1 pseudogene is annotated in these 684 nt (G+C 40.4%); it reads right to left on the reverse strand.

Features of this window, described 5'->3' with window-relative positions:
* A pseudogene (locus ICG50_RS13025) lies at positions 1–684 on the reverse strand (hypothetical protein); the annotation flags it as partial.

The following is a 684-nucleotide window of genomic DNA, read 5'->3' on the forward strand; positions in this document are numbered from 1 at the left end:
TGTTTCATGATAAGTGATGGAAACACCTATTAGTGGCCATATTCCGCCGGCTATCTCTGTCGAGGCAGACTCTAAATCAAACACGCCAAAACCATCGTTGTTCGGATCACAATAATGAAGCGCTTGTGGCGTTACAGCGATTGGCCCTTCGGTAACTCTTAATAATTGTGTAGTGGTAGCATAACAACCCGTAGTATTGTCTTCCACTCTGATGTAAACTATTTCATTATCTGTTCCAAGGTAAGTCCCTGGCGTAACTATAGGACTCGTCTCATTTTGAGCATCAAGCAATGTGTTGTAATAAGAAACAGTAACCAGTGATGTATTCCCTGCAATAACAACCCCTTCGTTGATAGTCAAATTAAACGCTGCCTGAGTCGTCGACCCATTACTACATTGGAATATAGGTTCAGGCTCGGTAACCGTTGGTAATGGATTAACAACCAAATTAAACGAACTCACTGCATCGCAACCGGTCAAATTATTGCTAATGTTTATCCAAATTTGTTGTGGATTGCTGATGTTAGAATATAAATTGGGTAGCGAATTGGTCTGTGTTTGTGCATCGCCTTGAGTCAAATAATAACTAATCGTTACATTGCTTTGGCCATTGGCAATCTCCGTATCCATACTATTTAAAGTAAATACTTCCGATTCATCGCCGGGAGCATTATAATCACATAA

It is taken from the genome of Flavobacterium buctense, from assembly GCF_014486695.1.
In the GTDB taxonomy this organism is placed as follows: Bacteria; Bacteroidota; Bacteroidia; order Flavobacteriales; family Flavobacteriaceae; genus Flavobacterium; species Flavobacterium buctense.